This is a genomic window from Bradyrhizobium huanghuaihaiense, from assembly GCF_025200885.1.
Taxonomy (GTDB): Bacteria; Pseudomonadota; Alphaproteobacteria; order Rhizobiales; family Xanthobacteraceae; genus Bradyrhizobium; species Bradyrhizobium huanghuaihaiense.
The window spans coordinates 4,843,759-4,869,582 of the sequence record NZ_CP104172.1 but is presented as its reverse complement, the minus strand read 5'-3'; the positions used below and the strand labels follow the sequence as shown (position 1 = coordinate 4,869,582).

Sequence of the window (25,824 nt, the reverse complement as noted above, 5' to 3'; positions counted from 1 at the left end):
TGTCGTTAATAACAGAACACAGAAGAGTCCCGTCAACCCCTTGACCCGGCTCGCCAGTCGTTCTGTGATGCGCAGGTGCTATTCAGTCGCCGCATGTTGAGGGGCCTGCCGCGACCTTCGATCCATCGTCTGACCGGACCTGGCGCCACGGCCATCATGGCGGGCGCCTGCGGCGGGGATTAAGGTATGGCCTCCCGGGATCGGCGAGTGTTCGGCAAGGTTTCCCAGCATGACTCTTGCAGGGCTACCCCTGGCAGAGACGATCCTGAGACAACATTCCTGACCTTGAGACGACCTTGAAAGGCCTTCAGCCCATGAAACGCGTAACCCTGGCTCTCACTCTCGCTCTTGCCGCCGGCCTGTCCGCCCAGGCCGCCGATGCGCAAACGCTCAAGACCGTCAAGGACCGGGGCACCCTGTCCTGCGGCGTCAGCCAGGGCCTGCCGGGCTTCTCCTCGCCCGACGACAAGGGCAACTGGACGGGGATCGACGTCGACCTCTGCCGCGCCGTCGCTGCGGCCATCTTCAACGATCCGACCAAGATCAAGTTCGTGCCGCTGTCCGCCAAGGATCGCTTCACGGCGTTGCAATCCGGCGAAGTCGACGTGCTCTCGCGCAACACGACATGGACCATCTCGCGCGACACCTCGCTCGGCGCCAATTTCACCGGCGTCACCTATTATGACGGGCAGGGCTTCATGGTGAAGAAGTCGCTCAAGGTGAATTCGGCGCTCGAGCTGAACAGCGCCTCGGTCTGCGTCCAGACCGGCACCACCACCGAGCAAAATCTGGCCGACTACTTCAAGGCCAACAACATGAAGTACGAGGTGATCGCGTTCGCCACCAACGACGAAACCGTCAAGGCCTATGAAGCCGGCCGCTGTGACGTCTTCACCACCGACCAGTCGGGCCTCTACGCCAACCGCCTCAAGCTCGCCAATCCCAACGACCACATGGTGCTTCCCGAGATCATCTCGAAGGAGCCGCTCGGGCCGATGGTGCGCCACGGCGATGACCAGTGGTTCGACATCGTAAAATGGACGCTGTTCGCCCTGGTCACCGCCGAAGAGCTCGGCATCACCTCGAAGAATGTCGACGAGAAGGCCAAGCTGGAAAACCCGGAGCTGAAGCGCGTGCTCGGCAGCGACGGCAATTTCGGCGAACAGCTCGGCCTGACCAAGGACTGGGTGATGCGGATCGTGAAGGCGACCGGCAATTACGGCGAGGTGTTCGACCGCAACGTCGGCGCGGGCTCGCCGCTCGCCATCAATCGCGGCCTCAACAATCTCTGGAACAAGGGCGGTCTTCAGTACGCGCCGCCGATCCGCTGATCTGCACGATCCGCGGCTGCGATGAGCACCGAGGCCCGCAAACCGCCACCCCAGATCGCGCTGAAGATCAGGCGCGCTCTGGGGGGCAAGTCCGGCTGGAACGGCATCGTCGTCCAGTTTGCCTTCGCGGCGATCCTCGGCTGGATTGCCTATGAAATCGTCTCCAATACCCGCGCCAACCTCGAGAACCAGCACATCGCCGCCGGTTTCGGTTTCCTGCGGAACAATGCCGGCTTCGACGTCAACCAGACGCTGATCTCCTACACCGGCTCGGACACGTTCCTGCGCGTGTTCGTGGTCGGGCTCTTGAACACGCTCGTGGTCTCGGTGGTCGGCATCGTCTTCGCCACCGTGATCGGCTTCATCGTCGCGCTGTGCCGGCTGTCGCCGAACTGGCTGCTGTCGCGGGTCGGCGAGATCTATGTCGAGATCATCCGCAACCTGCCGCTGCTGTTCCAGATCCTGTTCTGGTACCTGGCGGTGCTGGCGGCCCTGCCCAATCCCAGGCAGAGCATTTCGCTGCTCGGCATCGCCTTCATCAGCAATCGCGGCCTCGTCATTCCCCGTCCGATCGGCGAGAGCGGGTTCGAGCCGTTTCTGGCGATACTGGCCCTCGGCATCGTCGTCTCGCTGGGCTTACGCTTTTACGCCCGGCGCGCGCTGTTTGAGCGGGGGCAGGTGATCCGCATCTGGCCCTCCGTGCTCGCCTTGCTGTTCGGGCTTCCGCTGGCCGCGATGCTGGTCTTCGGTCTGCCCTTTACCTTCGAGCTGCCGCAGCTCAAGGGGTTCAATTTCGCCGGCGGCTCGCGGATCATCCCGGAATTCGTGGCGCTGACAGTGGCCCTGTCGACCTATACCGCGGCCTTCATCGCGGAGATCGTGCGCGCCGGCATCCTGTCGGTGCACAAGGGGCAGATGGAGGCGGGCTCCTCGCTCGGGCTCAGCCGCGGCGCCACGCTTCGGCTGATCGTCGTGCCGCAGGCCATGCGCGTCATCGTGCCGCCGCTGACCAACCAATATCTCAACCTTACAAAGAATTCCTCACTGGCGGTCGCGATCGGCTATCCTGACCTCGTCTCCGTGTTCGCTGGCACCTCGCTGAGCCAGACCGGGCAGGCGATCGAGATCATCGCCATGACGATGGGCGTCTACCTCCTGATCTCCCTCGTCACCAGCGCCGTGATGAGCGTCTACGGTTGGCGCGTCAGCCGGAGCCTTGGCGCATGACCGATATCGCCTCATCCTCCTTCGTCCGGCACGATCTGGTGAACGAGCGTCCCGCGCCGGTGAAAACCACGGGCTTTATCGGCTGGGTGCGGACGCGCCTGTTCAACTCGCCGACCAACATCCTGCTCACGATCCTCGGCGCCTTGCTGCTCTGGTTCACCATCGTTCCCAGCGTGCGATTCCTGATGGTGGATGCGGTCTGGAGCGGCAATGACCGCACGGCCTGCCTCACCGAGAACGTCGGCTTTGCGGTCGGCGCCTGCTGGCCCTATATCCAGGCCAAGCTGCCGCAACTGATCTACGGCTTCTATCCCGAGGCCGAGCGCTGGCGGGTCAACCTCACGTTCGCCCTGGCGGCGGTCCTGCTGGTGCCGATGCTCGTTCCACGCCTGCCGGCGAAGGGCTTGAACGCCGGCCTGTTCTTCTTCGCCTTTCCCGTCGTCGCATTCTTCCTGCTGCATGGCGGCGGCATCAAGGGCTTTGGCCTGAGCTGGACGGCCGGCCTGCTGGAGCTGTTCGACGACAGCATCATCGGCGCCGGAAACGTCCTGCTCAACCTCAGCAAGACCTCGGCCGTCGCGCCGCTGCTGTGGGTCATCGGCAACCTGATCGTGCTGGTTGGCACGGCGATCCATTGGCTGGTCTTCCCGCTGATCTGGCTGCGCGACCAGATCCAGGGCTCAGGCCAGTCGGTCTGGGTCGACTTCGCCGTCACGACCGCCGTCGTCTGCCTGATCGCCTTCTTTCTCGGTGGCGGCTTGCGCACCGGCTGGCGAGCGCTCGCATCAAGCTTCGCAACTTTCGTCGCCATTGCAATCGTCATCAAGCTGATGGGGCTCGACCACGGCGGACTGCCCATCGTTCTGACGAATTTGTGGGGCGGGCTGCTGGTGACGCTGGTGGTCTCCGTCACCGGCATCGTCACCTCGCTGCCGATCGGCATTGCGCTCGCGCTCGGCCGCCGCTCGACCATTCCGCTGATCCGGATATTCTCGATCGCCTTCATCGAGTTCTGGCGTGGCGTGCCGCTGATCACCGTGCTGTTCTTCGCCACCTACATGCTGCCGCTGTTCCTGCCCGGCAATTTCACCGTCGATGGCCTGGTGCGCGCGCTGATTGGCATCGCGCTGTTCACGGGCGCCTATCAGGCCGAGAACGTCCGGGGCGGGCTTGCCGCGATCCCGCGCGGGCAGGGCGAGGCCGCAGCGGCGCTGGGACTGTCCTGGTGGAAGACGACCTCGCTGATCGTGCTGCCGCAGGCGCTGCGCCACGTCATTCCGAACCTCGTCAACAGCTTCATCTCGCTGTTCAAGGACACCTCGCTGGTCTCGATCGTGGCGCTGTTCGACCTCCTGGGCTCGCTTCGCGCCTCGTTCTCGGATCCGAAATGGTCGACGCCATCCACGGCGTTCACCGGCTTTGCCTTCGCCGGGATCATCTACTTCATCTTCTGCTTTGGAATGTCGCGCTACTCGCTGTTCGTCGAGCACCGCCTCAACGCCCACCGCCGCAACTGATCGAGGCCATCATGTCCGACCCCATCGTCAAGATTTCCGGCCTGAACAAATGGTACGGTGAATTCCATGTCCTGCGCGACATCGACCTCGAGGTCAAGAAGGGCGAGCGCATCGTCATCTGCGGGCCCTCGGGCTCCGGCAAGTCGACGCTTATTCGCTGCATCAATGCGCTGGAGGAATTCCAGGAGGGCGAGATCGTCGTCGACGGCATCGAGCTCGGGCCCAACCTCAAGCACATCGACGCCGTGCGCCGCGAGGTCGGCATGGTGTTCCAGAGCTTTAATCTATTCCCGCACCTCACAGTGCTCGACAACTGCACGCTGGCGCCGATCTGGGTGCGCAACATCCCCAAGAAGGACGCCGAGGAGACCGCGATGAAATTCCTGGAGCGGGTCAAGATCCCGCACCAGGCCAACAAGTTTCCGGGCCAGATGTCCGGCGGCCAGCAGCAGCGCGTCGCCATCGCCCGGGCCCTCACCATGAACCCCAAGGTGATGCTGTTCGACGAGCCGACCTCGGCGCTCGACCCCGAGATGGTCAAGGAGGTGCTCGACACCATGGTCGACCTCGCCGAGGAGGGCATGACCATGCTGGTCGTCACCCACGAGATGGGGTTTGCCCGCGAGGTCGCCAACCGCGTCGTGTTCATGGACGCCGGCCAGATCATCGAGGCCAACACACCGAACGAGTTCTTCGCCAGTCCCCAGCACGCCCGCACAAAGCTGTTCCTGAGCCAGATTCTGCGGTGAGCGGCTGCAGTCCGGCGGCCGCGCCGGCCTGACCGGCACGCAAGCTTGGCACCATGCGAATCGGCTTGGCTCTTTTCGGACCATCCTCCGGAGAGAAACCTTGCAGAGCAGTCTCGGCGCGCGCGCCTACCAGAACGCGCGATTGCAGAAGAAGTTGAGGAAGCAGGCGGACGCCGTCATGTCCTTCGCCATCGAGGCGCTGGGGCAGGGCAGGCTTGACGAGGCAGAGACACTCTGCCGCGAGATCCTGAAGGAGGTTCCGGATCATTTCCACGCCACGCACCTGCTCGGCCTGCGCGCGTTCGACGGCGGGTGGCTTGAGGACGCGCAATTCCTGCTCCAGCGTGCGACCATGCTCGATCCGCGTTCGCCCGATGCGCACAGCAATCTCGGGGCTGTGTATTTCGCGCTCGAGAAATTCAAGGACGCCCGCGCGTGCCAGGAGAAGGCGATTGCGCTGAAGCCGAATTGTCCGATCACCCTGACCAATCTCGGCAATACGATGCTGCACCTCGGTCAGGCCAAAGAGGCGATCGAACTGCACGAGCGCGCCATCAGGCTGAAGCCGGACTATGCCAACGCATTCTGCAACCGCGGCATGGCGGAACTGATGATCGGCCAGTTCGAGCGCGCCGGGAGGAACTTCGATCGCGCCCTGTCGCTTCAGCCGGCTCATGCGGAAGCGATCGCCGGCAAGGCCATGGTGAGCCTCGAGCTCAGGCACTTCGAGGCCGCGGAAGCCGCCTTCGACGCTGCGCTCGCGCTCAAGCCGGGGTCGCCGAGAATTCTGGTGCAGCGCGGACGGCTCCATATGACCCTGTACCGGCTGGAGCAAGCGGCCGCGGATTTCGACGTCGCGCTGGCGCAATCGCCGCGGAACGAGCTCGCGCTGTGCTGGAGAGCGCAAGTCGATCTTTTCGTGAGGAACACGGCGGGGGCGATGGCGCGCGTCAAGACCCTGCTCGAGGTCAATCCGCAATCCGAGGCGGGCATGTCGCTCCTGGCCTCTTGCTATGCGAACCAGGGAGACGTCCCGACGGCGCTCGAATATCTCGATGCGGCCCTGGCGATCGCGCCGGACTTTCCCGAGGCCATCGGATACAAGATTTTCGTGCTGGATTACCTGCCGGAGGCCGATTTCGTGGTCCAGCAGGCGGCGCGAAAATATTGGTGGGATCAGATCGGCGCCAAGCTTCCGCAAAGGACGCTGTCGCCCCGCGATCTCGACCCGGACAGACAGATCGTGATCGGATATGTCGCATCCGAATTCAGGCAGCATTCGGCGGCGTACTCCCTGTTGCCGGTGCTGCGCCATCACGATCACGCCGAGTTCAAGATCGTCTGCTATTCCTGCTGGCCGTTGCAGGACGGGATGACCGAGAGATTCAAGCCTTTCGCAGACGTCTGGGTCGATGTCGCGCAGCTGTCGGACGACGAACTGGCCGACCGGATCCAGGCCGACGGGATCGATATCCTGATCGACGTGTCCGGGCATACGACCGGCAGCAGGCTCCACGTGTTCTCGCGCAAGCCGGCCCCCATCCAGGTCACGGGTTTCGGACACGCCACCGGTACGGGCTTGCAGACCATGGACTATGTGCTCGCGGATCCGGTCTTCATTCCGCAATCGGCGCGCCATCTGCTGGCCGAAAAGGTCTATGACCTGCCGTGCCTGATCACGATCGATCCCATCCTGGACGTGCCGCCTTCGGAGCCTCCCGTGCTCCGCAACGGCTATGTGACCTTCGGTGTGTTCAACCGCATCCTGAAGATCTCGGACGAGGCGATCCGGGTGTGGTCGAAGGTGATGCGCGAGGTGAAGGGATCGAAGATCGTCATCAAGAACGGGCTGCTCGACGATCCCTTGCTGCGCGACGGCCTGATCGCGCGGTTCGTGGCACAGGGCATTGCCGAAGAGAACATCATCTGCATGGGCTCGACGACGCGCAACGTGCATTTGCGCGCCTTTGCCGAGGTCGACATTTCGCTCGATACCTTCCCGCAAAACGGCGGCATCAGCACCTGGGAATCCCTCTATGCGGGCGTGCCTGTTGTCGCCAAGCTCGGCAGCGGCTCCTCAGCGCGGGCCGGCGGGTCGATCGTGGCGGCCATCGGTCTCGACGACTGGGTCGCCGAGGACGACGAGGGCTATGCCGCGATCGCGATCAAATATGCCGGCCAGCCAGCGCATCTGGCCAAGCTGCGCGCGGAATTGCCGGCCCAGATCGCAAATTCTCCCGCCGGCAATGTCGAGATCTACACGCGCAGGGTCGAGGCGGGGTATCGCCAGTTCTGGCGCGACTATTGTGCGTCTGCCTCGGGGAGCGGTGAGGTTGCGTAGGCAGACCGGCTGCGCCGCATGACCAGACGCGAACACATCCCGGGGGCGCTGCCGGTCGAGCCGGCCGGCTGGCCAAGCCTGCGAATCAGCTAGACTCTCATCGGGCCATCCTCCGGAGAGCAAACTTGCAGAGCAGCGGCGCCGGCGCGCGCGCATTCCAAAACGCGCGATTGCAGAAGAAATTGAAGAAGCAGGTGGACGCCGTGCTCTCCGCCGCGGCGAGCGCCTATGGCCAGGGCAAATATGCCGAGACCGAGGCGCTCTGCCGTGAGATCCTGAAGGCGCTTCCGGATCATGTCGACGCCATGCACCTGCTCGGCATGTGCGCGCATGACGGCCGGCGCCTGGAGGAGGCGAAGGAGCTGCTCGAGGGCGTGATTGCACTCGATCCGCGTCTGCACGATGCCCACAACAACCTCGCAACCGTGCATTTCGACCTCGGCAATTTAGAGGAGGCGCGGCGGTGCCAGGAGAAGGCCATCGCGCTGAAGCCGAATTTCGCGGTGGCGCTGACCAACCTCGGCAATACGCTGATGCATCTGGGGCAGTACCAACAGGCGATCGAGCTGCACGAACGCGCAATCAAGATCAAGCCGGACTATGCCGATGCGTTCTGCAATCGCGGCATGGTCGAGATCGTGCTTGGACAGATCATGCGCGCCAAGGAGAGTTTCGATCGCGCCCTGCTGTTCCAGCCGCGTCACGCCGAGGCCATCGTCGGCAGCAGCATGGTCTGCACGGAACTGCGGCACCACGAGGAGGCGGCAGCCAAGCTTGCCATGGCGCTGGCGATCAAGCCGGGCGCGCCGAGGATCCTCGCCCAGCGTGGGCGGCTCAGTTACGAGTTGCAGCACCTGGAGCCGGCGCTTGCGGATTTCGAGGCGGCGCTTGCGATTTCGCCCAAGCTCGAACTGGCTCTCCGGGGCAAGGCACAGGCGTGCCTCGTGATGGGAAAGACCGCGCAGGCGATGGCGGCCGCAACCGCCTTGATCGAGCAAAATCCGTGCTCCGAGATGGGGTTGGCGCTGATGGGCTTCGCTTATTCGAACCAGGGAGAGATGGACGCCGCGATCGAGTATCTCGATCGCGCGCTGGCGATCCGCCCGGACTATGGGGATGCGATCCGGGGAAAGATCTTCCTGCAGGACTACCGCGCCGAAGCCGATTTCGCGCTCCAGCAGGCGGTGCGACGAGATTGGTGGGACTTGATCGGCTCCAAGCTGCCGCGGCGGAAGCTGCCGAAGCGGCCGCTCGATCCGGACAAGCAGATTGTGGTCGGCTATGTCGCTGCCGAATTCCGGCAACACTCGGCGGGCCTCACCTTGCTGCCGGTGCTGCGCCACCATGACCACGCCAACTTCAAGATCATCTGCTACTACTCCTGGCCGGGAGCGGACGAGTATACCGCCCGGTTCAAGGAACTGGCGGACGTCTGGGTCGACGCCTGGCAGCTCTCGGACGACGAACTCGCCGATCGCATCGAGGCCGACAATGTCGACATCCTGATCGACGTTTCAGGCCACACGACCGGTAACAGACTGCAGGTCTTCGCGCGGAAACCGGCTCCCATTCAGGCCACCGGGTTCGGACACGCGACGGGCACGGGCATGCAGACCATGGACTATGTGCTCGCGGACCCCATTTTCATTCCGCCACCGGTTCGGCATCTGTTTGCCGAAAAGATCCACGATCTGCCGTGCCTGATCACGATGGAGCCAGTCTCCGATATTCAGCCGTCCGAGCTGCCGATGCTCCGCAACGGCTACGTCACCTTCGGCGTGTTCAACCGCATCTACAAGATATCTGATCACGCGATCAGCGTGTGGTCGCGCCTGATGCGGGAGTTGCCGGGATCGAGGATCATCCTGAAACATGGCTTGCTCGATGATCCCCTGCTGCGCGACGGCCTCGTCGCACGCTTCGTGGCGCAGGGCATCGGCGAGGAAAATATCACCTGCCTCGGCACCACCTCGCGCAACGACCACCTGCTGGCCTTCGGCCAGGTCGATATTTCCCTCGATACGTTTCCGCAAAATGGCGGCATCAGCACCTGGGAGTCGCTCTACACGGGTGTTCCCGTCGTGGCCAAGCTCGGCAACGGCGCCTCCTCGCGCGCCGGAGCCTCCATCGTGGCCGCCGTCGGTCTCGGCGATTGGGTCGCCGAGGATGACGAGGGCTATATCGAGATCGCCAAGACATTTGCTTCGCAGCCCGCGCTTCTGACGAAGTTGCGCGCGGATCTGCCGGCCCAGATTGCAGCTTCGCCCGCCGGCAATGTCGAGATCTACACGCGTGAGCTTGAGGCCGGTTATCGCCAGTTCTGGCGCGACTATTGTGCGGCCGCCTCGGACAGCGGCGACGCTGCGTAGGCGGGCCAGACGCACCTGCGGTTCCTGGGTCCGGGACATTCTAGAGACGTTGCCGGTCCCGCCGACCGGCCGGCCACGCATGCGAATCAGCTAGACTCGCCGCGGGCCATCCCCGGAGAGACACCTTGCAGAGCAGCGCCGGCGCGCGCGCATTCCAGAATGCGCGATTGCAGAAGAAATTGAAGAAGCAGGCGGACGCCATCATCTCTGCCGCGGCGAGCGCCTACGGCCAGGGCCGATATGCCGAGACCGATGCGCTCTGCCGCCAGATCCTGCAAGCCGTTCCGGACCATTTCGACGCCACGCATTTGCTCGGCCTGTGCGTGCAACAGGGCGGGCGCCTGGAGGAGGCGCAACAGCTGCTCGAACGCGCGATCGCGATCGATCCGCGTTCGCATGAAGCCCATAACAATCTCGCAACCGTGTACTTCGTCCTGCAGAAATTCGAGGCCGCCCGCGCCTATCAGGAGAAGGCGATCACGCTGAAGCCGACTTTTGCGCCGGCCCTGACCGGGCTCGGCAATACCTTGCTTCACATGAACCAGCCCGGACAAGCCATCGAGATGTACGATCGCGCGATCAGGCTGAAGCCTGACTATGCCGATGCGTTCTGCAATCGAGGCCTCGCCGAGCTGGCGCTGGGCCAGTTCGACCGCGCGAGGCAAAGTTTCGAACGCGCGCTGTTGTTCCAGCCTCGTCACGCCGAAGCGCTCGTCGGCAAAGGCGTGGTCGGCATCGAGCTCAAGCACTACGACGAGGCGGAAGCCGCGCTCGCAGCGGCGCTCGCGATCAGGCCCGGCTCGCCGAAGGTCCTGGCGCACCGCGGACGGCTCAATCTTGCGCGGTCGCGGCCGGAACAGGCCGCAATGGATTTCGATGCCGCACTTGCACTTGCGCCGAAGCTCGAGGTGGCCTTGCGAGGGAAGGCGGAAGTTGCGCTGAGCACGGGGAATACGGCGCAGGCGATCCTGGCCTGCAAGACGTTGCTGGAGGAAAATCCGCGCTCGGCCATCGCGCTCGCGCTGCTGAGCGCCTGTTTTGCAAACCAGGGAGAGATCGCCGCCGCGATCGAGCATCTCGACGCCGCGCTGGCCATTGCTCCGGATCCGGACTTGATCGCGCGGAAGATCTACTTTCTCGACTTTCTCCCCGATGCCGATTTCGCGGTCCAGCAGGCCGCGCGAAAATATTGGGGCGAGACGGTCGCCGCCAGAGTGCCGCAAAGGCAGCTCTCATCCCGGCAGCTCGATCCCGACAGGCGGATCGTGATCGGCTATGTCGCTGCCGAGTTCTGGTACCATTCGGCGGCGTTCGCGCTGCTTCCGGTGCTGAGCCGTCATGACCACGCCAAGTTCGAGATCATCTGTTATTCGTGCTCGCCGTCGCGCGACGAGATGACCGACAAATTCATGGCGTTGGCGGACGTCTGGGTCGACGCCTGGCAGCTTTCGGACGACGAGCTGGCCGATCGCATCGAGGCCGACAAGGTCGATATCCTGATCGACGTGTCCGGGCACTCGACCGGCAACAGGCTTCCCGTTTTCGCAAGGAAGCCGGCCCCCATCCAGGTCACGGGCTTCGGGCACGCGACCGGCACGGGCCTTCGGACCATGGACTATGTGCTCGCGGATCCCGTCTTCATTCCGCAATCGGCGCGGCATCTGCTGGCCGAGAAAGTCCATGACCTGCCGTGCCTGATCACGGTCGATCCCATCCTGGATGTGCCGCCTTCGGAGCTTCCGATGCTCCGCAACGGCCATGTGACCTTCGGCGTGTTCAACCGCATCAACAAGATCTCGGACGAGGCCATCCGCGTCTGGTCGAAGCTGATGCGCGAGGTGGCGGGATCGAAGATCATGATCAAGCATACCCTGCTTGACGATGCCCTGGTGCGCGATGGCCTCCTTGCACGTTTCGTGGCGCAAGGCATTGCCGAGGACAACGTCATCTGCCTGGGCTCGACCCCGCGCCAGGAACATCTGCAGACCTTTGCGAAGGTCGACATCTCCCTCGATACGTTCCCGCAAAACGGTGGCGTCAGCACCTGGGAATCTCTCTATGCGGGCGTTCCTGTCGTCGCCAAGCTCGGCCACGGCGCCTCGTCGCGCGCCGGCGGCTCCATCGTGGCGGCCGTCGGTCTCAATGACTGGGTCGCCGAGGACGACGAGGGTTATGCCGCGATCGCGTGCAAATTCGCGGCGCAGCCCGCTGCTTTGGCGAAGCTGCGCGCGGATTTGCCGGCTCGAATCGCGGCGTCGTCCGCCGGCAATGTCGAGATCTTTACGCGCGAGGTTGAAGCGGCTTACCGCCGGTTCTGGCGCGACTATTGTGCCGCAGCCGCGCAGGGCGGCGAGGGCGCCTGACCCGGGCGAGCCAAAGCGAACGCCTCAAATTGCGCGGGCCGCTTTAGTTCTCGGGAAACCATGGACCGCCGCGCGGTCGCGCCGCTTCACCGCTCCGAAAGCTATCGCTGCGCATATTGCGCCAAAAAGGTGCGCCAATGCTCGGTTTCCTGTTCGGCTTCAATGCCCGTCTCGGGCGCTTGCATTTCTTCCTGGCGACGGTCGCGCTTGCGGTCCTGATGACCGCGATCTGTTTTGCGATCGCGATGGCCGTCCTCCGCGACACCTCGCCTGGCATGATCCGGCCGGACGAGCTCGTGAAGAACCGGGCGATCATCGCTGCGATGGTGTTGTTCGGAGCCGCCACCTTCACGCTGCAATCGATGCGCATCCGCGACATCGGCTGGGACCCGGTCTGTGTGGTCCCCGCCTGGATCGCGCTGATGGTCGTCGATCACGTCGTTGCGGGTCGGTTTCAGGCCTGGGCGATCGGCCAGGAGCACCAGGGTACGGCCGTCGGCGCGCTGGTCAATCTCGTGCTGATGCTCGCGCTGACGTTCTGGCCGAGCGCCGACAGTGAAGGTTCTTATGCCGGACCTTTCCAATCGCGCACGCACGCGACCTCGCCGTCACTGACGAACGAGCGCCTGGCGCGCGTGTCGCAGGGCGCGTCGCGCCCGACCTGGCGTTGATGCAGCTCGAGAACTAAACGAACGGCGGCTTGATGTTGCTGCGCTTCTCCAGCCATTCCGGCACCGGAAGGTTCTTGGCGCGCATGAAATCCGCGTTGAACAGCTTGGACTGATAGCGGCTGCCGGAATCGCACAGCACGGTGACGATGGTCTTACCCGGCCCAAGCTGCTTGGCGAGGCGCATCGCGCCCGCAATGTTGATGCCGGTGGAGCCGCCGAGGCACAGGCCTTCGTGCAGGAGCAGGTCGTAGATCACCGACACGGCCTCGGTGTCCGGAATCAGGAAGGCATCGTCGACCTTCGCGGTCTCGATCACGGGCGTGACGCGGCCGAGGCCGATACCCTCGGTGATGGAGTCGCCCGGGGTCGATTTGGCCTGGCCGTTCTTGAACAGCTCGTACATCGCAAACCCTTGCGGATCCGCGCAGGCGTTGACGATGCCGGGGTGCTTCTCCTTGAGATAGCGGCTGGTGCCGGCCAGCGTGCCGCCCGTGCCGACCGAGCAGATGAAGCCGTCGATCTTGCCGCCGGTCTGCTCCCAGATCTCGGGTCCTGTCGACTCGTAATGCGCCTTGGCGTTGTCGAGGTTGTTCCACTGGTCGGCGAACAGCACGCCGTTCGGCTCGGTCTTGCGCAACTCGTCAGCGAGCCTGCGGCCGACATGCTGGTAATTGTTGGGATTGGCGAATGGAAGGGCCGGGACCTCGATCAGCTCGGCGCCGCACAGCTTCAGGAAGTCCTTCTTCTCCTGGCTTTGGGTCTCCGGGATCACGATCAGCGTGCGGTAGCCGCGGGCGCTGGCGACGACCGCCAGGCCAATGCCGGTGTTGCCGGCGGTCGCTTCCACCACGAGGCCGCCGGGCTTGAGCTCACCGCGCTTCTCTGCCTCCAGGATCATCCATTTGCCGGCCCGATCCTTCACCGACTGGCCGGGATTCATGAACTCCGCCTTGCCCAGGATGGTGCAGCCGGTCAATTCCGAGGCGCGCTTGAGCTTGATCAGCGGGGTGTTGCCGATGGCTTCGACAACGTTGGTTCGAAAGGTCATGTCGGGGGAAATCACTGGCAAAGGGTTGATCTGATTGGCCAGAACCTAGTGCCTGGGAGGCCAAAGGGGAAGGCTTTTGCGCTGCGGCGAAAGTCCCGACGCGGCTCGCGGAGCGGCGATATTCCCGCGCAAAGAACCGCGCGAATGATGCCGGGATGCGATCCCGGATATCGGCGGAACGAATATGCCCGGTGACCGTCGGGGGATGGGAGAGATCAGTCGTCGCAAGCAGCTCTGATAGCCAATCTCTATCGCGTGCGAGCCGGACCGTGATCGGGTGCAAGCCGCTTGGCCGCACGCGGTTCCTGGCATGCGGCACGCGGACATGAAGCCGCGGTGGCCGGGTTTTCATGCTCGAGCGCCGGCGGTCTCGCGCGAGTGGCCGGCTGCCGCTTGAGACGGAGCTGAGGGCCGCGTGCAGCTCGTTGCTGACCGATGCAGCCGGATAAAGCCAGTCCCATTGGGTGTGGCGCCAATATCACATGAAATCTTGGTAAGCTTGAACGCTCTTTCCGATGCTGTGAAAAGTCGAAAAGTCTCTGCAAGACAGGCATATTTTGTATTTGCTTGATCGCGTCGGGAAGGCGCGGGGCCAGCCATCTCGCATCTGCGGGACTGTCCCGCTGTTCCCCGCCCGGCTAGTATGAAGCTCAAGGTTCCGCAGAAAGCATCAGCTGTGAACGAGTTGCCAAAAGCCCCCCGACCGTCCGGCCGCGAATCGGTTAATCCGGCTTCGCGGTGGCGGCTTGATCTGCCCGGCGGGGGGTGGATGTGACACAGCTTGTTCCGGTGATCGCCGTCTGGCGGTCTCTAGGGTCTGCGTCCCGGACGCGCCGTGCAGCGCGCTGGCTTGCTGTCGCGTGCCTCGCCGCAAGTTCTGGCGCATGCGTGCTGACGCAGGATCTTCCGGATTCCGCGCTCGATGTTCCCACGCAGTACAAATATGCCGGGAAGGGCGATGCGCCGCCGTCGCTGGACTGGTGGCAGGGCTTCCGTTCCGCCGAGCTGACGCAGCTGATGGAGGAGGCGCAGACCGTCAATCTCGATATCGCTGCCGCCGTCGCGCGCATCGTCCAGGCTGACGCTCAGGCGCGGCAGGCCGGCGCGGCGTTGTTGCCGAGTCTGTCTGGCACCGGCCAAGAAACCTATTCGCGCACCTCGGGCTCCTCGGCCTCGGGGCTCACCAATGGCGGCCGTGAGGTCGTCAACTATCAGGCTTCGCTCAGCGCGAGCTACCAGCTCGATTTCTGGGGCCAGAACCGCGATGCGCTGCAGACGGCGGAAGAGACGGCGAATGCCAACCGTTTCGATCGTGACGTCGTCGCCCTGACGACGCTCGCCGGCGTCGCCAACGCCTATTTCCAGGTGCTGGCCTCGCAGGACCGCCTGCGTACCGCCCAGAGCAACATCGCCAGCGCGCAGCGCATCCTCGATGCGATCCGCGAGCGCCGCAAGGCCGGCACCGGCACCGACCTCGACGTCGCCCAGCAGGAGAGCGTGCTCGCCAACCAGAAGGCACTGGTGCCGCCGCTGCGCCAGACGCTCGACCAGAACGTCAACGCGCTCGCCGTGCTGGTGTCGCGGCCGCCGGAGAGCGTCCGCGTGCTCGGCGGCTCGCTGAACAAGATCGCCATTCCGCGCGTCACGCCCGGCCTGCCGTCGGAGATCCTGACGCAGCGGCCGGACATTCGCCGGCAGGAAGCGCAGCTTGCGTCTGCGACCGCGAACATCGGCAATGCCCGCGCGCAGTTCTTCCCGACCATCCAGCTCACCGGCAATGGCGGCTATCAGAGCTCGGCGCTGGTCTCGCTGTTCCAGCCGCATGCGGCCTTCTTCCAGCTCGTCGGCAGCGCCACGCAGCCGATCTTCGACGGCGGCAAAATCCTCGGCAATTTCGAATTCGCCAAGGCGCGGCAGGACGAGTTGCTCCAGACCTACCGCAAGACCATCATCCAGTCGTTTGCCGACGTCGACAACGCGCTGTATTCGATCAAGCAGACCACGATCAAGCTACAATTGCAGCGCGATGTCGTTACCTCGTCGAAGCGCGCCTTCGATCTCGCCGAGCAGCAATTGCGCGCCGGCACGGCCGACATCGTGACCGTGCTGAACGTCCAGCAGACACTATTTCAGGCCGAAGACGCGTTGTGGCAGGCCCAACTCGCACGGCTTCTCGCCATCGTCAGCCTGTATCAGGCGCTCGGCGGCGGCTGGGAGCCGCGAATGGAGAAACCGGTCAATGCTCTTTAAGCCGGATACCAAGCAAGACGCGAAGGAGGGCAAGGCGACCAGGTCGCGCGGCCGCGGCTTCGTCATGACCCTGATCACGCTCGCGATCCTCGGCGGCCTTGGTTACATCGGCTGGACCGTCATGCACCAGCAGCAGGCGAACAACCGCAACCAGCGGCCTGATCTGCCGGTGCCCGTGCTGGCAGCGACCCCGCGTATCCAGGACGTGCCGGTCTATCTCGACGGCGTCGGCGCGATCCGCGCGCTCAACACCGTCACCGTGCGCTCGCAGGTCGACGGCAAGCTGATCGCGGTCAACTTCACCGAAGGCCAGGACGTCAAGAAGGGCGACGTGCTCGGCGAGATCGATCCAGCGCTCTACCAGGCGACGTACGATCAGGCGGTCGCCAAGAAGGCGCAGGATCTGGCCCAGCTCGCCAACCAGCGCATCGACCTTGCGCGCTACGAGCAGCTCGCTGCCTCCAATGCCGGCTCCAAGCAGCAGGCCGACACCCAGCGCGCGCTGGTCGCGCAGACCGAGGCGCTGGTCAAGGCCGACCAGGCCGCGATCGACAATGCCGCGGCAACGCTCAGCTACACCAAGATCGTGGCGCCGCTGTCGGGCCGCGCCGGCCTGCGCCAGGTCGACCAGGGCAACATCATCCATGCGGCCGACACCACCGGCCTTGTGGTGATCACGCAATTGCAGCCGATCGCGGTGTGGTTCAGCCTGCCGCAGCAGCAGATCATGCGGGTCAATGCGGCCGCCGCAAAAGGCACGCTCGCGGTCGACGTGTTCGGTAATGACGGCATCACTGTGATCGACACCGGCAAGCTGACCGGCATCGACAACCAGGTCGATCAAACGACCGGCACGCTCAGGCTCAAGGCGGAATTCCCCAACGCCAATTACCAGCTCTGGCCCGGCCAGTTCGTCAATGTCCGCCTCAAGGTCGAGACCTTGACGCAGGCGCTGGTGGTGCCGACCTCTGCCGTGCAGCGCGGCCCGATCGGCACCTTCAGCTATGTCATCGGCGAGGACAATGTCGTCTCGGCGAAGCCCGTGACGGTGACGCAGCAGAACGAGCATGACGCCGTCATTGCCAGCGGCCTGTCGGCGAACGACAAGGTCGTCACCACGGGCTTTGCCAATCTGTCCGACGGCTCCAAGGTGATCGTCGGCCGCGACGACCAGACCCCGTCGGCCGATCTCGCCCCGCGCAAGCGCTCACGCGGACCAGACGCCCAGAAGAAGGATGGCGCCAAGGACGGCGTCAAGGAAGGCCAGAAGGATTCGCAAGGTAAGGACGGCGAGTTCCGCGCCAAGCGAAACAGCAGCGAAGGCGACCAGAAAGGACAGACCGGTCCGGCACCGGGGCCGGGGGCATCGGGATCTGGAGCCAAGCAGCCATGATCCCGACAACAGCCGCCTAGGCGGCAGGCGTAATCCATGGGAGTCTCCGAACCCTTCATCCGCCGGCCCATCGCGACCTCGCTGCTCGGTATCGCGCTACTGATCGGCGGGCTGCTCGGCTATTTCTCGCTACCGGTCTCGGCGCTGCCGCAGGTCGACTTCCCGACCGTGCAGGTGACGACGCAGCTGCCGGGCGCGAGCCCCGACGTGATCGCCTCGCTGATCACGGCGCCGCTGGAGCGGCAGCTCGGCCAGATCCCGTCGCTGTCGGCGATGAACTCGACGAGCTCGTACGGCGTCAGCCAGATCTCGCTGCAGTTCGACCTCAACCGCGATATCGACGGCGCCACGCAGGACGTCCAGGCCGCGATCAACGCGGCGGCCGGCGTGCTGCCCAAGACGCTGCCTTACCCGCCGACCTACGCCAAGGTGAACCCGGCCGATGCGCCGGTCATGACGCTGGCGCTGCGCTCGGACACGATATCGTTGCGGGTGATGAGCGACATCGCCGACACCATTCTGGCGCAACGCTTGAGCCAGATTTCAGGGGTGGGGCGCGTCTCCGTCCTCGGCGGGCTGAAGCCGGCCGTGCGCATCCAGGCCGATCTTGCGCGGCTGGCGGCCTACGGCATCGCCATGGAAGATCTGCGCACCGCGATCGCCAATGCCAACGTATCAGGGCCGAAGGGCTCGCTCGACGGCGCGCAGCAATCCTACATCATCGCCGCCAACGACCAGATCGCCGCGGCCGAGGCCTATAAGCCTGTTATCATCGCCTACCGCAACGGCTCGCCGGTCACGATCGCCGACGTCGCGCAGATCGTCGACGGCCTGGAGAACGACCGCACCGGCGGCTGGTACCAAGGCACGCCGGCCGTCATCATCGACATCCAGCGCCAGCCGGGCGCCAACGTCATCGACGTCGTCAGCCAGATCCGCGCCGAGATCCCGAAGGTCCAGCGCGCCATTCCGGCCGGCGTCAACCTCACCATCGTCTCCGACCGCACCGTCACCATCCGCGCCTCGGTGCGCGACGTGCAGTTCACGCTGATCCTCAGCGTGGTGCTGGTGACGCTGGTGGTGCTGCTGTTCCTTCGCTCGCTCAGGGCTACGCTGATCGCGGGCGTCGCGCTGCCGCTGTCGCTGATCACCAGCTTCGGCATCATGTATTTTGCCGGCTTCAGCCTCGACAATCTGTCGCTGATGGCGCTGACGATCGGCACCGGCTTCGTGGTCGACGACGCCATCGTCATGATCGAGAACATCGTCCGTCATATGGAGAACGGCGACGGGCCGATGGAAGCCTCGCTCAAGGGCGCCAGCGAAATCGGCTTCACGGTGATCTCGCTGACGGTGTCGCTGATCGCGGTGTTCATCCCGCTGCTGTTCATGTCGGGTCTCGTCGGGCGCATGTTCCGCGAATTCGCGCTGACGCTGACCATTGCGGTCGTGACCTCCGCCGTGGTCTCGCTGACGCTGACGCCGATGATGTGCTCGCGGCTGCTGAAACACGCCCATGAGGAATTGGCGGTACCGGGCCTTGCCGCCATCAGCCGTTTCATCGACCGCACCGTCGAGTTTTATCGCCGCACGCTGCTTGTGGTTCTGCAACACCAGCGCCTCACGCTGGTCGTGACCTTCGTAACGCTGATTGCGACCCTCGTTCTCTACGTGGTCGCGCCAAAGGGCTTCCTGCCACTCCAGGACACCGCCTCGATCACGGCGGTGACGGAGGCGGGACCCGACGTCTCGTTCGCGGAGATGCAGAAGCGGCAGGCCGAGGCGGCTGACGCCATCAAGGCTGACCCCGATGTGGTCGGGGTCGTCTCGGTGATCGGCGCGGGTTCGGTCAACCCGACCACCAATGTCGGCCGGCTCGTCATGACCCTGAAGCCGCGCGGCGAGCGACGCGACGATGTCGGCGTGGTCGTGACCCGGCTGAAGCAGCGGGTTTCGGGCATCCCCGGCATGACCGTCTATTTCCAGCCGGTACAGGACGTGCAGATCTCGACCCAGTCGAGCCGCTCGCAATACCAGTACACGCTGACCGGCACCGATGCGGCGCTGGTCTCGGAATGGGCGCGCAAGCTGGTTGCGGAGATGCGGCGCGATCCCTTGTTCCGCGACGTCTCCTCGGAGGCGCAGGAGGGCGGGCTGCGGGCGCAGCTCGATGTCGACCGCACCCGCGCCGGCCAGCTCGGAGTCAGCCTGCAGGCCATCACCGATACGCTCAACGACGCCTTCGCGCAGCGGCAGATATCGACCATCTACGGCCAGGCCAACCAGTACCGCGTGGTGCTGGAGGCGCTGCCGATGTACCAGCGCGATCCCTCCATTCTGTCAAAACTCTATCTGCCGGGCGCGGCGAGCACGATCGTCGGCGCGCCGAGCGCGCAGGTGCCGCTGTCGGCGGTGGCGACGCTGAAGCGGACCACGGCGCCGCTCGCGATCTCGCACCAGGCGCAATTCCCGTCGATCTCGCTCAGCTTCAACCTCGCACCGGGCGCGGCCCTCGGCGATGCCGTCGAAGCCGTGAAGACGATCGAGACCCGGATCGGTATGCCCAACAGCATCGTCGGCGTTTATGCCGGCGATGCCGCCGAATTCGCCAAGGCGCTCGCGGGACAGCCCTGGCTGCTGCTTGCTGCGGTCATCACGATCTACATCGTGCTGGGCGTGCTCTATGAGAGCTACATCCACCCGATCACGATCCTGTCGACGCTGCCCTCGGCCGGCGTCGGCGCCATCCTGGCGCTGGTGCTGTGCGGGCAGGACCTCTCCGTCATCGGCCTGATCGGCATCATCCTGTTGATGGGCATCGTCAAGAAGAACGCGATCATGATGATCGACTTCGCGCTCGAGGCCGAGCGCGGGCAGGGGATGTCGCCCAACGAGGCGATCGTGCAGGCGTGTCTCTTGCGCTTCCGCCCGATCATGATGACGACGCTGGCGGCGCTGTTCGGCGCGCTGCCGCTGGCGATCGAGAGCGGCACCGGCGCCGAGCTGCGCTTTCCGCTCGGCATCTCCATCATCGGCGGCCTGCTGCTGAGCCAGCTGCTGACGCTCTACACCACCCCCGTGATCTATCTCGCGCTCGACCGCATCAACCGCCGCCTCGAACAGGCGCTGCCGCCGGCCGAATCCGGCGGTCCGCCGGTTGCCGGCGCGACCGAGGGGATGCAGTGATGGCATCGATCTCGGAGCCCTTCATCCGCCGTCCGGTCGCAACCACCTTGCTGTCGATCGGGTTGTTCCTGCTGGGTGTCGTCGCCTACGAGTTCCTGCCCGTCGCCTCGGTCCCGAACGTCGACTTCCCCGCCATCTTCGTCTCGGCCAGCCGGCCAGGCGCCGATCCTTCCGTGATGGCGGCGACTGTGGCCTCGCCGCTGGAGCGGCGGTTAGGTGAGATATCAGGCATCAACCAGATCACCTCGACGTCGTCGCTCGGCGTCTCCAACATCCAGCTCCAGTTCGACATCGGCCGCAACATCGACAAGGCCGCGCGCGACGTGCAGGCCGCGATCAACGCATCGCTGGTGGACCTGCCGAGCGATCTGCCGACGCTGCCGCGCTTCCGCAAGGCCAACACGGCGGGCGCGCCTGTCTTCGTGCTGGCGCTGACCTCGAAGACGCTGTCGGCGAGCGCGATCTACGACGTCGCCGACACGGTGCTGGCGCAGCGCATCTCCCAGGTGCCGGGTGTGGGCGACGTGACCGTCTCAGGCGCCGACCAGCCGGCGGTGCGTGTGCAGCTCAATCCTGTGGCGCTGTCGAATGCCGGCATTGCCACCGACGACGTCCGGACTGCGATCATCAACGCCAATCCGCTCGGCCCCGTCGGCATCTTCAACGGCGAACGCCAGAGCGAGACGCTGTCGCTGAACAAGCAGATGCGCACGGCAAAGGAATTCCGCGACATCGTCATCAAGAGCTCGAACGGCAATTTCGTCCGGCTTTCCGACGTCGCCGACATCGAGGATTCCGTCCGCAACGCCCGCTCGATCGCCTGGTTCAACAAGCAGCCGGCGGTGCTGATCCAGATCACCAAGCAGGGCGATGCCAACGTCATCGACACCGTCGACCGGGTGAAGGCGCTGATCCCCCAGCTGAAGCAGTGGATTCCGGCTGGCGTCGAGATCTCGACCCTGGTCGACCGCACCGGTACGATCCGCGCCAGCGTGCTGGACATGCAATGGACCCTGCTGGCGACTGCGTTCCTGGTGATGGTCGTCGTGTTCGTGTTCCTGCGGCGGCTGACGCCGACGATCGCGGCCGGCATCTCGGTGCCGCTGGCGCTGGCCGGCACCTGTGCGGGCATGTGGGTCGCGGGCTTCTCGATCGACAATCTGTCGCTGATGGCGCTCGCCATCTCCGTCGGCTTCGTGGTCGACGATGCCATCGTCATGATCGAGAACATGTTCCGCAACCTCGAGCACGGCATGCGGCCGTTCCAGGCAGCCCAGGAGGGGGCAAAGCAAATCGGCTTCACCGTGGTCTCGATCAGCCTGTCGCTGATCGCGGCGTTCACGCCGCTGATCTTCATGGACGGCATCGTCGGCCGGCTTTTGCGCGAATTCTCGCTGACGCTGACCTTCGCGATCCTGGTCTCGACGCTGGTGTCGCTGACGGTGACGCCGATGATCTGCGCGCATTACATCCGGCAGACCACCTCCGGCACCGCGACGCTGTTCGACCGGATCATCGAGGGCTCGCTGTCGCGCATCGTCGCCTTCTACGCGCGGTCCTTACGGACCGTGCTGGAATATCCGATGCTGACGCTGCTGGTGTTCTTCGCCACCATCGGTCTCACGGTGACGCTCTACATCAAGGTTCCCAAGGGTTACTTTCCGACCGATGATTCCGGCTTCGTCATCGGCGCGACGCGCGCCTCGGCCGACATCTCGTTCCAGTCGATGCTCGGCCTGCAGCAGCGCCTCGCCGACATCGTGATGCAGGATCCGGCCGTGGCCGGCATCGGCTCGACCGTCGGCAGCGGAGGCGGGGGCCCGGGGGCGGCGACCTCGAACCGCGGCACCATGTTCATCAGCCTGAAGCCGCCGGAGGAGCGCGACCACGTCTCGACGCAGGTGGTGATCGACCGGCTCCGGCGTGCGTTGTATCCGGTGCCCGGCATCCGCCTCTTCATGTTCGCCGCCCAGGACGTGCGCGCCGGCGGACGGCAGAGCGATTCCGACTACCAGTACACGCTCTCCTCGACCGACCTCGACCTGTTGCAGAAATGGGCGCCGATCGTCGCCAAGCGCATGGAGAGCGTCGAAGGCATCACCGACATATCGAGCGACCGCGATCCCGGCGGGCTTCAACTGACCTTGTCGATCGACCGCCAGAAGGCCTCGGCGCTCGGCGTCCGCGTCCAGGACATCGACAACGCCCTCAACAACGCCTTCTCGCAGCGGCAGATCTCGATCATCTACACCCAGCGCAACCAGTACATGACGGTGCTGGAGATTGACCCGAAATTCCAGGTCGATCCGTCCAACCTCGATCGCATCTACGTCGCCGGCGCCGGCGATACGCAGGTGCCGCTGTCGGCGGTCGTGCGCGCGACGCGCGGGCTGGCCGCGCTCGCGGTCTATCATTCGCAGTCGTTCCCCTCGACCACGGTGTCGTTCAACCTCTTGCCCGATGTGCCGCTCCAGGCGGCCACGCAAAACATCCAGCGCGCGGTCGAGGAGCTGCACATGCCCGAAGGCATCCGCGGCAGCTTTGATGGCAATGCCGGCGATTTCGCCAGGACCAGCGGCCGCCAGCCGCTCTTGATCCTCGGCGCGCTGGTGGCGATGTATATCGTGCTCGGGGTGCTCTATGAGAGCCTCGCCCATCCGCTCACGATCATCTCGACGCTGCCCTCGGCCGGCCTCGGCGCGCTGCTGGCCCTGCAGGTCACCAACACACCGCTGACGGTGATCGCCTTTGTCGGCATCATCCTCTTGATCGGCATCGTCAAGAAGAACGGCATCATGATGGTCGACTTCGCGCTCGATGCCGAACGCCAGCGCGGCCTGTCCTCGGCGGAGGCGATCTTCGAGGCCTGCCAGGCGCGCTTCCGGCCTATCCTGATGACGACCATGGCGGCGCTGTTCGCCGGCATTCCGCTGGTGGTCGCCACCGGTCCCGGCACCGAGCTGCGGCGACCGCTCGGCATCACCATCATCGGCGGCCTGTTCGTCTCGCAGATCCTGACGCTCTACACCACGCCAGTGATCTACCTGCTGATCGACCGCCTGCGGCGCCGCTCCGGGCCGCGCCCGGTCCCTGCGCCGGCGGAATAGGTTGTTGCAGCGCTGCGCGAAGCGTATAGCGGCGACCATGTCGAACCCATCCGAGACGACGGCCGCCGCGCCGGCCGAGCCGATCCCCGAATGCCCACACTGCCAGAAGCCGATGCCGCTGTGCATCTGCGACAGCGTCACGCCGATTGAAAACCGCCTCTCGCTGTTGATCCTGCAGCATCCGCAGGAGCAGGACAGGGCGCTCGGCACCGCGCGGCTGCTGGCGAAGCATTTTGCCGATGCAACGGTGCGCGTCGGCTTGTCCTGGCCGAGCCTGTCCAAGGCGCTGGGGAGGCCGATCGAGAACGCTTCGCACTGGGCCGTGCTCTATCTCGGCTCGGCGCGCGCGGCCGATCTCGAGGCCGAGGCCGAGATCGTAGCGCTGAACCGCAAGGGGGAGGTTGCGGACAACCAGCGCGCGCTCCTTGGCAAGCTCGAAGGCGTGGTGCTGCTTGACGGCACCTGGAGCCAGGCCAAGGCGCTGTGGTGGCGCAATCCCTGGATGCTGAAATGCCAGCGCGTGATCCTCAACCCATCGCGCCCTTCGCGCTACGGACGGCTGCGCAAGGAGCCGCGCAAGGACGGTCTCTCGACCATCGAGGCGGCCGCGTCGATCCTGTCCAGCCTCGAGCGGCGCCCCGACATCGCCGAGACCCTGCATGCCAGTTTCGAACGGATGCTGACCCGCTACCGCGAGGTCCAGGCCGAGATGCCGGAGCTGGCGCCAAAGCCGGCCGCAAAGGGCCGCCGGCGCGACTTCCGGCGCGGCAAGCGCGCCTGAGCTTGGTCCACATCGGAAGAGGTGATCACCGCCAAAGTCGGACGAAGGCGGTTGCCTAAGCCATTGATCCCCTATATTGGTCCGCCCTTACGGGGCCACGTGGCGGAGTGGTTACGCAACGGTCTGCAAAACCGTGTACACCAGTTCAATTCTGGTCGTGGCCTCCATCACAAATCTCTGATCTTCCAGCAAAAATCTGATTTCTGCGCGGTTCCGCCGGGCTGCGCGCGCCTCGCGCCACCGGGTTTGCCCGGGGCTTGGCGGCAAGGTGCGATTCAGGCCCTCTGGCATAGACTTCGCATCTGCGAAGGGACGCATTCCCAACCCTGGAGCTGGAGAGCACGTGGGCGACGTCGTTCGATTTGTCCCGAAATCCGAGCTGGAGCGGGCCCGCCTCATTGCCGAGGCGCGCGCAATCTATGACAGCATCTTTCCACCGGCTGCACGCGACCGGGCGCCGCAGGACGGCGAGGAGCGCGTCAAGACTTGATCGGGGCCGCGCCGGTCCCCGGCGCTCGGCGATGCCGAACCGCCTGCAAGGGCGGGCGCATCAGGTCACGGCAAGGCGGGCCTCAGCAGGCCGCGTACCAGCCGTCCGGAAAGGGCAGCAGGGGCCAGGCGCCCTCATTGTCGTTGGCGGCTTTGGGTGTTGCGGCGTACGACCAAGAGCGGGGCACGAAATTCTCCTCCGGCTCAGGCGCGAAATCTTCGTTGATCATGGCGTCCCGGACGGCATCCAGCAGCAAGTTGAATTCGGCTTCGCTCATCACACCCTCGCAGAACGCGGATGGCGCAATGTCGCAAAGCCGGTTTGTTACCCGATTGAGCCGATCGTTCGCATTTTAACGATCCGGCAATCGGGTCCCGATTGGTTAGCGATTCCTGAAAAAATCCCCGCGGGAACCTAGGCGTCCTTGGCCCGCCGCCAGTGTGAAAGAGATCACATTCTCGGCGGTTTATTTCTCCTACTCCTTCGCAACGACCGGCCAACGCGGGCCGGGAGCGGGCGGGCAGAACGGGAGACTTGGTCATGAAGACGAGGTTCTTGCGGTTTGCGGGCGTGAAGAGCCGGGCGCGCCGCGCCTCGACCGTCGGGCTGTTCCTGACGCTGTTTGCCTCCGCCGCTCAGGCGCAGCAGGGGACACCCGAGCAGCGCCGGGCCTGCACCCCCGACGTCTACCGGCTCTGCGCCGGCGAGATTCCCAACGTCCGCGCCATCACCGCGTGCCTGCGCCGTAACCGATCAAGCTTGAGCGAGGCTTGCCGCACCGTGTTCGATCAGGCCGGCGGCTGACATGCCAGCCCTGTGAGTTTGTGCGCAGCAAGTGGCTCGTGCGGTCTCGCGAATCCGGCATAGTCAGCCTGTGGATATGCTGCGGACAGGCTGTGAAGTGCTGTGGATATCGGCCGCAGATCCGTTCGCGCCAGGCCGTATTTCCGTCAGCAGGCGTCATATCTCTGTCAAATAGCCTCACCAGATGATTCCGGAAT

At 64.8% G+C, this 25,824-nt stretch carries 17 protein-coding genes and 1 tRNA gene; 16 read left to right on the top strand and 2 right to left on the bottom strand.

Going from position 1 to position 25,824, the window contains the following annotated elements; all coding sequences use genetic code 11:
- The first annotated feature begins 314 nt into the window (after nt 1-314).
- The 8 genes from N2603_RS23220 to N2603_RS23185 all read left to right on the top strand — a co-directional run bounded on the left by N2603_RS23220 (nt 315) and on the right by N2603_RS23185 (nt 12,568).
- Nucleotides 315-1,331 carry an amino acid ABC transporter substrate-binding protein gene (locus N2603_RS23220; protein WP_260383994.1) on the top strand — a complete coding sequence of 339 codons (1,017 nt, stop codon included), beginning with the start codon at nt 315-317 and terminating at the stop codon, nt 1,329-1,331.
- 21 nt (nt 1,332-1,352) lie between these two features.
- Entirely contained in the window at nt 1,353-2,558 is a 1,206-nt protein-coding gene (locus N2603_RS23215) for an amino acid ABC transporter permease (protein WP_260383993.1), read from the top strand.
- A complete protein-coding gene (locus tag N2603_RS23210) occupies nt 2,555-4,075 on the top strand; it encodes an amino acid ABC transporter permease (protein WP_260383992.1) in 1,521 nt (506 codons plus the stop codon). Before N2603_RS23215 ends, N2603_RS23210 begins: the two co-directional genes overlap by 4 nt.
- A gap of 11 nt (nt 4,076-4,086) precedes the next feature.
- Nucleotides 4,087-4,824: an amino acid ABC transporter ATP-binding protein gene (locus tag N2603_RS23205; protein WP_018641857.1), complete on the top strand. Its 738-nt coding sequence runs from the start codon at nt 4,087-4,089 to the stop codon at nt 4,822-4,824.
- A gap of 100 nt (nt 4,825-4,924) precedes the next feature.
- Entirely contained in the window at nt 4,925-7,165 is a 2,241-nt protein-coding gene (locus tag N2603_RS23200) for an O-linked N-acetylglucosamine transferase, SPINDLY family protein (protein ID WP_260383991.1), read from the top strand.
- A gap of 125 nt (nt 7,166-7,290) precedes the next feature.
- The gene (locus N2603_RS23195) at nt 7,291-9,534 is read left to right on the top strand and encodes an O-linked N-acetylglucosamine transferase, SPINDLY family protein (protein WP_260383990.1); all 2,244 of its coding nucleotides are present in this window, start codon (nt 7,291-7,293) and stop codon (nt 9,532-9,534) included.
- Nucleotides 9,535-9,659: 125 nt separating this feature from the next.
- Nucleotides 9,660-11,897 (top strand): O-linked N-acetylglucosamine transferase, SPINDLY family protein, encoded by a 2,238-nt coding sequence (locus N2603_RS23190; RefSeq protein WP_260383989.1) that lies wholly within the window; start codon nt 9,660-9,662, stop codon nt 11,895-11,897.
- Between the two features lie 137 nt (nt 11,898-12,034).
- Nucleotides 12,035-12,568: a DUF805 domain-containing protein gene (locus tag N2603_RS23185; RefSeq protein WP_260383988.1), complete on the top strand. Its 534-nt coding sequence runs from the start codon at nt 12,035-12,037 to the stop codon at nt 12,566-12,568.
- 13 nt (nt 12,569-12,581) lie between these two features.
- Here N2603_RS23185 and N2603_RS23180 read toward each other — a convergent pair whose 3' ends face one another.
- Nucleotides 12,582-13,616: a cysteine synthase A gene (locus tag N2603_RS23180; RefSeq protein ID WP_018641862.1), complete on the bottom strand. Its 1,035-nt coding sequence runs from the start codon at nt 13,614-13,616 to the stop codon at nt 12,582-12,584.
- A 765-nt stretch (nt 13,617-14,381) separates the two neighbouring features.
- Here N2603_RS23180 and N2603_RS23175 point away from each other — a divergent pair.
- From N2603_RS23175 to N2603_RS23145, 7 genes are all read left to right on the top strand, one after another.
- Nucleotides 14,382-15,866 (top strand): efflux transporter outer membrane subunit, encoded by a 1,485-nt coding sequence (locus N2603_RS23175; RefSeq protein ID WP_260383987.1) that lies wholly within the window; start codon nt 14,382-14,384, stop codon nt 15,864-15,866.
- A complete protein-coding gene (locus N2603_RS23170; RefSeq protein WP_260383986.1) occupies nt 15,856-17,259 on the top strand; it encodes an efflux RND transporter periplasmic adaptor subunit in 1,404 nt (467 codons plus the stop codon). The genes N2603_RS23175 and N2603_RS23170 overlap by 11 nt, the downstream gene beginning before the upstream one ends.
- Before the next feature lie 36 nt (nt 17,260-17,295).
- On the top strand, nt 17,296-20,445 hold the full coding sequence (locus tag N2603_RS23165) for an efflux RND transporter permease subunit (RefSeq protein WP_260383985.1): 3,150 nt from the start codon (nt 17,296-17,298) through the stop codon (nt 20,443-20,445).
- Nucleotides 20,445-23,552 carry an efflux RND transporter permease subunit gene (locus N2603_RS23160; protein ID WP_018641866.1) on the top strand — a complete coding sequence of 1,036 codons (3,108 nt, stop codon included), beginning with the start codon at nt 20,445-20,447 and terminating at the stop codon, nt 23,550-23,552. Before N2603_RS23165 ends, N2603_RS23160 begins: the two co-directional genes overlap by 1 nt.
- Before the next feature lie 37 nt (nt 23,553-23,589).
- Nucleotides 23,590-24,333 carry a tRNA-uridine aminocarboxypropyltransferase gene (locus tag N2603_RS23155; protein WP_260383984.1) on the top strand — a complete coding sequence of 248 codons (744 nt, stop codon included), beginning with the start codon at nt 23,590-23,592 and terminating at the stop codon, nt 24,331-24,333.
- Nucleotides 24,334-24,426: 93 nt separating this feature from the next.
- Nucleotides 24,427-24,500, top strand: a tRNA-Cys gene (locus N2603_RS23150).
- Nucleotides 24,501-24,676: 176 nt separating this feature from the next.
- The gene (locus N2603_RS23145) at nt 24,677-24,823 is read left to right on the top strand and encodes a hypothetical protein (RefSeq protein ID WP_260383983.1); all 147 of its coding nucleotides are present in this window, start codon (nt 24,677-24,679) and stop codon (nt 24,821-24,823) included.
- Nucleotides 24,824-24,905: 82 nt separating this feature from the next.
- On the opposite strand, the gene N2603_RS23140 is transcribed toward N2603_RS23145, so the two are convergent.
- Nucleotides 24,906-25,100, bottom strand: coding sequence for a hypothetical protein (locus N2603_RS23140; protein ID WP_018641869.1), 195 nt, complete (start codon nt 25,098-25,100; stop codon nt 24,906-24,908).
- 263 nt (nt 25,101-25,363) lie between these two features.
- Here N2603_RS23140 and N2603_RS23135 point away from each other — a divergent pair, with 263 nt between their 5' ends.
- Nucleotides 25,364-25,627 carry a hypothetical protein gene (locus N2603_RS23135; RefSeq protein ID WP_260383982.1) on the top strand — a complete coding sequence of 88 codons (264 nt, stop codon included), beginning with the start codon at nt 25,364-25,366 and terminating at the stop codon, nt 25,625-25,627.
- Nucleotides 25,628-25,824: the final 197 nt, after the last annotated feature.

What these genes read in the sequence shown, in the direction of transcription:
- N2603_RS23220 (WP_260383994.1), top strand. Translation starts at nt 315, where the DNA reads ATGAAACGCGTAACCCTGGCTCTCACTCTCGCTCTTGCCGCCGGCCTG.
- N2603_RS23215 (WP_260383993.1), top strand. Translation starts at nt 1,353, where the DNA reads ATGAGCACCGAGGCCCGCAAACCGCCACCCCAGATCGCGCTGAAGATC.
- N2603_RS23210 (WP_260383992.1), top strand. Translation starts at nt 2,555, where the DNA reads ATGACCGATATCGCCTCATCCTCCTTCGTCCGGCACGATCTGGTGAAC.
- N2603_RS23205 (WP_018641857.1), top strand. Translation starts at nt 4,087, where the DNA reads ATGTCCGACCCCATCGTCAAGATTTCCGGCCTGAACAAATGGTACGGT.
- N2603_RS23185 (WP_260383988.1), top strand. Translation starts at nt 12,035, where the DNA reads ATGCTCGGTTTCCTGTTCGGCTTCAATGCCCGTCTCGGGCGCTTGCAT.
- N2603_RS23180 (WP_018641862.1), bottom strand. Translation starts at nt 13,616, where the DNA reads ATGACCTTTCGAACCAACGTTGTCGAAGCCATCGGCAACACCCCGCTG.
- N2603_RS23170 (WP_260383986.1), top strand. Translation starts at nt 15,856, where the DNA reads ATGCTCTTTAAGCCGGATACCAAGCAAGACGCGAAGGAGGGCAAGGCG.
- N2603_RS23165 (WP_260383985.1), top strand. Translation starts at nt 17,296, where the DNA reads ATGGGAGTCTCCGAACCCTTCATCCGCCGGCCCATCGCGACCTCGCTG.
- N2603_RS23160 (WP_018641866.1), top strand. Translation starts at nt 20,445, where the DNA reads ATGGCATCGATCTCGGAGCCCTTCATCCGCCGTCCGGTCGCAACCACC.
- N2603_RS23155 (WP_260383984.1), top strand. Translation starts at nt 23,590, where the DNA reads ATGTCGAACCCATCCGAGACGACGGCCGCCGCGCCGGCCGAGCCGATC.
- N2603_RS23140 (WP_018641869.1), bottom strand. Translation starts at nt 25,100, where the DNA reads ATGAGCGAAGCCGAATTCAACTTGCTGCTGGATGCCGTCCGGGACGCC.
- N2603_RS23135 (WP_260383982.1), top strand. Translation starts at nt 25,364, where the DNA reads ATGAAGACGAGGTTCTTGCGGTTTGCGGGCGTGAAGAGCCGGGCGCGC.